This window comes from Hydrocoleum sp. CS-953 (assembly GCF_002260545.1).
GTDB lineage: Bacteria > Cyanobacteriota > Cyanobacteriia > Cyanobacteriales > Microcoleaceae > Trichodesmium.
Map to the genome: position 1 here is coordinate 1 of NZ_LGSU01001230.1, position 8,244 is coordinate 8,244.

General features: G+C 38.6%; 8 protein-coding genes. 5 read left to right on the forward strand and 3 right to left on the reverse strand.

The genetic code is table 11. The features are described from left to right. Window positions 1–111: 111 nt before the first annotated feature. From AFK68_RS20805 to AFK68_RS20825, 5 genes are all read left to right on the forward strand, one after another. A complete protein-coding gene (locus tag AFK68_RS20805; RefSeq protein WP_094674739.1) occupies window positions 112–441 on the forward strand; it encodes a hypothetical protein in 330 nt (109 codons plus the stop codon). A 497-nt stretch (window positions 442–938) separates the two neighbouring features. Then, entirely contained in the window at window positions 939–1,919 is a 981-nt protein-coding gene (locus tag AFK68_RS20810) for a hypothetical protein (protein WP_094674741.1), read from the forward strand. A 53-nt stretch (window positions 1,920–1,972) separates the two neighbouring features. Further along, entirely contained in the window at window positions 1,973–2,263 is a 291-nt protein-coding gene (locus AFK68_RS20815) for a hypothetical protein (protein ID WP_094674743.1), read from the forward strand. Between the two features lie 230 nt (window positions 2,264–2,493). Next, a complete protein-coding gene (locus AFK68_RS20820) occupies window positions 2,494–2,718 on the forward strand; it encodes a hypothetical protein (RefSeq protein WP_094674745.1) in 225 nt (74 codons plus the stop codon). Window positions 2,719–3,091: 373 nt separating this feature from the next. Continuing rightward, a complete protein-coding gene (locus AFK68_RS20825; protein ID WP_094674747.1) occupies window positions 3,092–3,607 on the forward strand; it encodes a NifU family protein in 516 nt (171 codons plus the stop codon). Window positions 3,608–3,974: 367 nt separating this feature from the next. Here AFK68_RS20825 and rimK read toward each other — a convergent pair whose 3' ends face one another. From rimK to gcvT, 3 genes are all read right to left on the reverse strand, one after another. Then, window positions 3,975–4,880 carry a 30S ribosomal protein S6--L-glutamate ligase gene (gene rimK / locus AFK68_RS20830; RefSeq protein ID WP_094674749.1) on the reverse strand — a complete coding sequence of 302 codons (906 nt, stop codon included), beginning with the start codon at window positions 4,878–4,880 and terminating at the stop codon, window positions 3,975–3,977. Then, window positions 4,855–5,349: an ATP-dependent zinc protease gene (locus tag AFK68_RS20835; RefSeq protein WP_094674751.1), complete on the reverse strand. Its 495-nt coding sequence runs from the start codon at window positions 5,347–5,349 to the stop codon at window positions 4,855–4,857. The genes rimK and AFK68_RS20835 overlap by 26 nt, the downstream gene beginning before the upstream one ends. 1,052 nt (window positions 5,350–6,401) lie before the next feature. Next, on the reverse strand, window positions 6,402–7,535 hold the full coding sequence (gcvT, locus tag AFK68_RS20840; protein ID WP_210407537.1) for a glycine cleavage system aminomethyltransferase GcvT: 1,134 nt from the start codon (window positions 7,533–7,535) through the stop codon (window positions 6,402–6,404). Window positions 7,536–8,244: the final 709 nt, after the last annotated feature.

The following is an 8,244-nucleotide window of genomic DNA, read 5'->3' on the forward strand; positions in this document are numbered from 1 at the left end:
TTAAGTATAAAACACGCTTCTTCTCTATTCTTCCTACTCTTTAGTTTGCTCAACTTAATTGAAATTAAATTTAATCTAAAACCTAACACCTAATTATAAATAGTTAATATTATGTTTTCTCAAAAAGAAGCAGAAAGATTAGCAATTGATTTTTTGAGTAATGATTTAGAAGTTGCTCAGATAGAAAAAGATTGGTTTACTATTAGATACGCTAAACAAGAACCTAGTTGGTACATTGTTGAAGTAGGGATAGAAGGATGTCCTGATTATTGGATTCTTCAGGTTTATGATACTGGTGAATGTGACCCTTGTTATACTTTTGTATCTCCTTTAAGTGGTTCTCAAGATACAGATGATTTGCAGGAATTACCAGAATCTATTGCTAAGGCGATCGCCTTTGAACGTGGTTCTCAAGAAATGGCTCCGACAGCCAAAGTTTGAACAATATTGAAACAGGAAAAATTTGAAATAATCATTTTAGGTTAGGCAAATAGAGGTTCTCATTTACTGATGTTAAACTTTTGAATATTTGCCCACTTGATCTTGATTTTCAAAATAAATATAGCAATCCTATTTCAGTTGTAAGATTTTATTGTAGGGGTTTGGTTTCCCAATCCCATTTTCCCTTGGGTTTGGAGAGCAAACCCCCTACATTTTTTTGCTGGGAAATCATTGAGTATTACTATATTATATCAAATCCGCTTGCTTTGGAGAATAAGGTTTTATCATCAGAAAAGAGTGAAAACTCCTAGTTTGTAGAGGGTTTGGAGACCAAACCCCTACGGTCTTCAATTCTACCGATACTACCGGATTTGATATTAAAATAATATAAAGAATTAAGATAGTGATTAATGTAGATTGATATATTAATGTAAATAAATTAAATAGTGAAAAAAAAACGTAAAGATTTTTGTTAAAAATATTAACTATTAAAAATTGTGCTTCAAACTATTAGTGATACCAGTGTAAAAGCAGCTCTAAATGCTATAGAGTCAGAGTCGGCAAATGTTTTAGAAAAAATTCAGATGCTAATTGATATGGCAACTGGACTGCAACAAAAACCAAAAGATGCGAAACAACTACATGATGCTATTTCTCTATATCAACAAGCAATAGAATTATCTAGCGAAGGTTATCCCCTAATGCAAGCAAGAGCATTAGCAGGAATGGCAACAGCATTGAGGACAATTCCGGCAGAAGGACCAGATTTATTACTAGAGGCAAAAGAAGCTTATGAAACTTCTCTAGAAATATTACGGGAACAAACAGCACCCGAAGAATTAGCAGAAGTGGAAATGAATTTGGGGTTGGTATTACAAGCATTAGTTCCCTACAATTTGGCAACAATGCAACAAGCGGTACAAGCATCTCAACGAGCATTATTAACATTTACCGCAGATAAATATCCCCAAGAATACGCCATATTGCAGAATAATATCGCGATCGCCTATCTCTCAATGAGTCTAGCTCCAGAGAGGGAAGGTATGCGACAAGCAATGGCAGTACAGTCATTTGAGTCAGCGTTAAAAGCAGTTAACCTGATCGAACATCCCAAGGAATATGCGATGTTGCAAAATAACCTCGCTAATGCTTTGCAATATCTCCCCAGTTTGCATCCGGTAGAAAATAATTTGCGGGCGTTGAGTGCATACAATGAAGCGTTGAAAGTTCGGACTGCTAAAGATACACCATTAGAGTATGCGACAACTATCTCTAATAAAGCTAACCTGCTATATAATTTACCTGATAACCCAAAACACCCAGAAGCAGGAAATTACCAAAATTTGCTGGAGGCAAAAAATCTTTATGCAGAAGCACAAGAAATTTTTTGTCAGTATAGCGAAGTAGATAGAGCGAATGTAGTTTCGGAGGCATTGTCAGCAGTCGAAGCTGAATTATTGTTGTCTGAAACCAACTAAATTCACTAAATCCTAGAAAATAGGAGATTTCAACATAATTTAGGAGGATAAAAATGAGTAATTTACTCAGCACTATCAATAGTCTAATTACAAACTTGAATGGAATACCAAGCATTCACATTTTTGTCAGTAACTTAGCGAATGGAGAAATTACAATACTAACTGCCATATTTTGGCTAGGAGTTGCTAGCGGAATTTCAATTATTGGTGGTGCTATTGGTGGAATATGGTTAGCAGGAAAGGATTTAGGTTATAATCTAGCTGCTATGATTGGCGGTTTGTTTGGACCTGCTGGTGTAATTCCGGCAGTTGTTGTTGGTTTGGCAATTTTGAAATTTGTTTAGCTGGAAGTACAAGACACTGATTTTGCCACGGATGCAGGGATTTTGAATCATTGCGAGTGGAGTCGGTTACGACAAGCTGGAAGCTTATGTTATAGATGATTTGACGACAAGCTGGAAGCTTATGTTACAGATGATTTGATTACAAGCTGGAAGCTTGTGTTACAGATGATTTGATTACAAGCTGGAAGCTTGTGTTACAGATGATTTGAGAAAATTAGGAGTGAATTATTATGTTAGAAGTCGGTTGGTATAGTACCAAGTTGTTACTTAAAGGTAAACTGCTACGGAATCCATTTTACTTTTTTAAACAGGTAGCTTTAGCGACTGCAGTTGGTGCTTTAATCTTAATCATAATGGCGCAAATGGAAACAACATTATTGTTGCCAATTATTGTTTCTAGTCTAGCAACTGGAATTGCTATGCCATTTTTGCTCAAAGATGTGAAATTGAAATAAGAAATAAATTCTGATTTTCTTGCCTCCGACTCAAACCGGAGGTACTGATAACTGATAACGGCTTTGTTGCATAAAAGTAGTTATAGAACATCCATTCCGCTTTGGTTCGCATATCAAACTCTGTTTAGCGATGATTGATGTTCTATTCATCTATTGTCCAATAGTTAGGGTGGGCTGATTAAATCTCAAAACTTTTACAGGTAAAAGTTTCAGCCTTTTCATGTATCATATTGATGTTTGATTCATCTATTGTCCAATAGTTACAGTAGTTTCCGCGCAGAAGTGAAGTACATATGCAGTTGCTTGTGTAGGAGCTATATACTTTCATGCAACAAAGCCACTGATAACTGATAACTGATAACTGATAACTGAAATGACTCAAGCCAAAATTCCTTTGCAAGAGTCTGTTAGTCTCGAAGCTCTGGTATCTGAAATTACCCACTTTGAAGAAGCGATCGCTCACTGGGATGAAAATCAAAAATCGGTGGTTGAAGGGTTAAAAAATGCTATTGAAGCATTACACAAAGAAGCCCTAACCAGATTAATTCGTAGTGTTAAACAAGAGTCTATGCCAGCATTGCGTCAGGCAGTGCAAGATGAAGTAGTTTATGGTTTATTGCGCTACCACGAATTAGTTAAACCACCGACACCACCCTTAGAAATTAGGGTTCAACAGGCGTTAGATGAAATTCGCCCAGGTTTGCAAAGCCATAATGGTAATGTGGAGTTAGTAGGTATTAAACTGCCGGATACCGTAGAAGTAAAATTAGTGGGAAATTGTAGTAACTGCCCTGCTTCAACATTAACCATGAAAGATGGTGTCGAACAGGCAATTAAAACCCACTGCCCAGAAATTAAAAATGTAGTTTCTGTGAATACTTCAAAATAGGGGTATTGCAGAAATGCGGTATGATTTTGAAGTAGCAGTCAGCAGTCAGCACTCAGCTATCAGCTTTTCAAGGTGTATAATGGGGGATTGAAACCCCCATTAACACGCACCACTAATTTTTTCAAATATAGTGGGGGACTTAAACCCTCGAATTTTTAGCTGACAGCCAAATGCTGTTTGCGTAGCATTCCGTAAGGAAAAGCTGATAGCTAGTTAATAGTTTTGTGGAATATATATCTTGCCCGTTCCTGATATTTTGTGACAGGCAGGAACAGGCAGGATGCCTGTCCCACCCCACTTAATATTCATCCTTTAATTCAGCTCTTCCTTCTTCCTTCTTACTTCTTCCTTCTTCCTTCTTACTTCTTCAACCTTCAATGCGATCGCGCACTTGACGTTTTTGTGCATTCTTCTCTAAAAATTCAATTATTTTACCAGAAATATCTACTCCTGTAGCAGTTTCTATTCCTTCTAAACCAGGAGAAGAATTCACTTCCATCACTACTGGGCCATGATTAGACTGTAATAAATCTACCCCTGCAACTCTCAGCCCCATTGCTTTAGCTGAACGAGTAGCAGTTGAGCGTTCTTCTCGGCTTAATTTAATTTTTTCTGCTTTACCACCTTGATGCAAATTTGAGCGAAATTCTCCTTCAGCTCCCTGTCTTTTCATAGCAGCTATTACTCTATCTCCTACTACAAAACATCGCAAGTCTGCACCGCCTGCTTCTTCAATAAATTCCTGTACCAAAATATTAGCATTCAAGCCACGAAAAGCTTCAATAACTGACTTAGCTGCTTGATAAGTTTCGGCTAAAACTACTCCTATTCCTTGAGTTCCTTCTAATAATTTAATCACCAAAGGAGCGCCACCAACAGTATTAATTAAACCATCAATATCTTTAGTTGAATGAGCAAAACCAGTCACAGGTAATCCTATTCCTTCTCTAGCTAATAATTGTAAACAACGTAATTTATCGCGAGACCGAGAAATGGCTTGAGAAGGATTTGCAGTAAAAACTCCCATCATTTCAAACTGTCTAACAACTGCCGTACCATAAAATGTTTGAGAAGCACCAATGCGAGGAATAATAGCATCAAATCCTTCCAAAGGTTCACCCATGTAAATCACTTGAGGCTTCATTGAAGTAATATTCATATAACAACGAAGGTAATCAATAACCTCAATTTCGTGACCGCGTTCAACTCCTGCTTCTACTAATCTTTTAGTAGAATAAAGAGTGGGGTCAGTAGATAAAACAGCGATTTTCATTTTGTTGTTTTCTACCATTTTTTTTACTGAATTTTGAATTTATATCTAAATAAGATTTACTAGGGTTAATTAAGAAATTATTCCGTACAGCTTGTCGTCCTAACAACATTCTAAATCCCATTAATTCTCGATTAGTTAAAGTTAATTCAATTTGCCATTTTTTGTTCATTAAATTGACTTCAGTTAAAATGACAGGACGTAATTCTACTTTCCCGCTAGAACTACGAACTTTTCGTTCATCTATTAATTCTGCTTCAGCAGTTACTATTAGATTGGTATCTTTTTGTTGGGGATGAACTTTAAATTTTACCATCCGTTTCCCGTCAATTTCAAAAGTTTTAATATCAAAAGCGTGTAAAGCAGAAGAACGGGCACCAGTATCAATTTTTGCCTTAATTCTACTAATGCAAATTTCTGGTAAAATTATCCATTCTCGCCAACCAATAATTGGTAATTCTTGATGTTTCATTTTTAAATAAGGAGGAAGGAAGAAGGAAGAAGGAAGTCCAGTAGGGTGCGTTAGACGGCTAAAACTTAAGCTGTGCAAAGTATTTAGGAATCCGTCGTCACGCACCATTTTAGTCGGTCAAGTAGGGTACGTTAGACGGCTAAAACTTAAGCTGTGCAAAGTATTTAGGAATCCCTCGTCACGCACCATTTTAGTCGGTCAAGTAGGGTACGTTAGACGGCTAAAACTTAAGCTGTGAAAGTATTTAGGAATCCGTCGTCACGCACCATTTTAGTCGGTCAAGTAGGATACGTTAGACGGCTAAAACTTAAGCTGTGAAAGTATTTAGGAATCCGTCGTCACGCACCATTTTAGTCGGTCAAGTAGGATACGTTAGACGGCTAAAACTTAAGCTGTGCAAAGTATTTAGGAATCCGTCGTCACGCACCATTTTAGTTGTGTCCAGTAGGGTGCGTTAGACGGCTAAAACTTAAGCTGTGCAAAGTATTTAGGAATCCGTCGTCACCCACCATTTTAGTCGGTCAAGTAGGATACGTTAGACGGCTAAAACTTAAGCTGTGCAAAGTATTTAGGAATCCGTCGTCACGCACCATTTTAGTCGGTCCAGTAGGGTGCGTTAGACGGCTAAAACTTAAGCTGTGCAAAGTATTTAGGAATCCGTCGTCACCCACCATTTTAGTTGTGTCAGTCTAATACACTACAATAGCTGCATTTCCAACTTTTGACTTTTGACTTATATATTAAGATGGTGCGTTACGGCGCAATTTTACGTTTTGAGGTATAACAACATTTACACGGTTGCGCCTAACGCACCCTACTGGACTGAATTATCAAGGGTTCTAGCCATTTTTAGGGCATCGACGTAATTCCCTTGTCTAGAGTAGCTTTAACGCATTTTTTCGACCAGAAAATGTTTAAGTACCAATAAGATGGTGCGTTACGGCGCAATTTTACGTTTTGAGGTATAACAACATTTACACGGTTGCGCCTAACGCACCCTACACCCTAATAAATAGACTTGTAATTTTTCCCTATTCCCTGTTCCCTATTCCCTATTCCCTGTTCCTTCTATAAAAGGGGCGCTTAACAACAATAGCTGCATAATTTTTTCCCCTAATTTCTACTTCTAATTTTTGACCGACTTTCCCTAATTTTTTCGGTACATAAGCTAAGGCGATCGCCTTCCCCAAAGTAGGAGACTTAGTACCGCTGGTAACTTCCCCCACCACCTTACCATCACTCAAAACAGGATAACCATGACGAGCAATAGAGCGATCGAGCATTTCCAAACCAACCAAACGCTTTGAGACTCCTTCAGCTTTTTGTCTTTCCAATATCTGACGACCAATAAATTCACCCTTTTTCTCCAGATGAACTAACCAACTTAAACTAGCTTCTAGAGGAGTAGTCTCAGTGTCAATATCTTGACCATAAAGTGCCATTGCAGCTTCTAAACGTAGAGTATCTCTCGCTCCCAAACCGCAGGGAGTAACCCCAGCATTCAACAAATTGCGCCATAACTCCACACCCACGGAGGGGTCAACCATAATTTCAAACCCATCTTCCCCAGTGTAGCCAGTTCTCGCAATAAAACCAGGTTGCTCTAATACAGTAATATCTGAATGCCCGAAAAATCCAATTGATGCCAAATTTTCCTTGACAAATTGCTGCAAATATGATTCTGCTTGCGGACCTTGGACAGCCAATAATACTTTTTCCTCAGAGATATCTTGAAATTTAACACCACTATCTTCTAAATGACTTAATATCCATCCTTTATCATTAGCTTTAGTGGCAGCATTAACAATCATAAAACCCCGTGCTTCGTTGGTGAGGGGGTCATCACTTTGACGATAGAAAATGAAGTCATCAATAATGCCTCCCTGGGGGTTTAATAAGACAGTATATTGTGCTTTACCAGGTTCTAAACTGCTCAAGTCAGAAGGTACTAAATATTGAATTTTCTCAATTAAATCGTGGCCTTGAGCGATAAACTTACCCATGTGGGAAATATCGAACATTCCTGCTTTTGTGCGTACTGCTTCATGTTCGGAGCTAATGCTGGTGTATTGTACTGGCATTTCCCATCCAGAAAATTCTACCATTCTGCCCTTGAGTTCGGTACTTAAGTCATATAGAGGTGTGCGAGAAAGAGGTTGTGTATTAGATTCTGTTGACTTGGCCACTGGTATGTCCCTAAATTTATCATAAACTTTATTGATTTTAGGACATTGTGGGTATTTACAGGAGTCAGGAGTCAGAAGTTAGGAGGGAGTGGCGATCGCTCTGCTGTTTTATTACACCAATGCTACCGGATTTGATATTATACTTTTGGGGGTTGGGTGGGGGGTATGACCCTTAACTATAACGTTATAGTTTTGAGATTTTGGGGTGGAGAGTTGGGAGACCAGAGTTGGGAAACCAGGGTTGGCAGACCAAACCCCTAGTGCCGCTACGCGGAAGTTAAAAGTCAAAAGTATTGGTTAGTTATTTCCCCCATCCTGCACTAGGATCGTGAAACTATATCAAATCCGCTCCGGTTCGGTATAAAAAAATGTTTGGTGAAAAGCGCCATTGCCAAATATAAAGCTTATCTCCCCATCTCCCCACACTCTCCACCCTCCCCACACTATTTATCGGCGTTGGTGAATACTGGGATGATTGAGGCTGACACGGGGACACGGAGACAGGGAGACACGGGGATTATGGTTGATGCTCTCTGACAAAATCATCCCGCAATTATGCAATGCCTATTTATCTAATTACACCAATGCTACCAGATTTGATATTATACTTTTGGGGTGGGGTGGGGGGTCTGACCCTTAACTATAACGTTATAGTTTTGAGATTTTGGGGTGGAGGGTTGGGAGACCAAACCCCTAGGATGGTGAAACT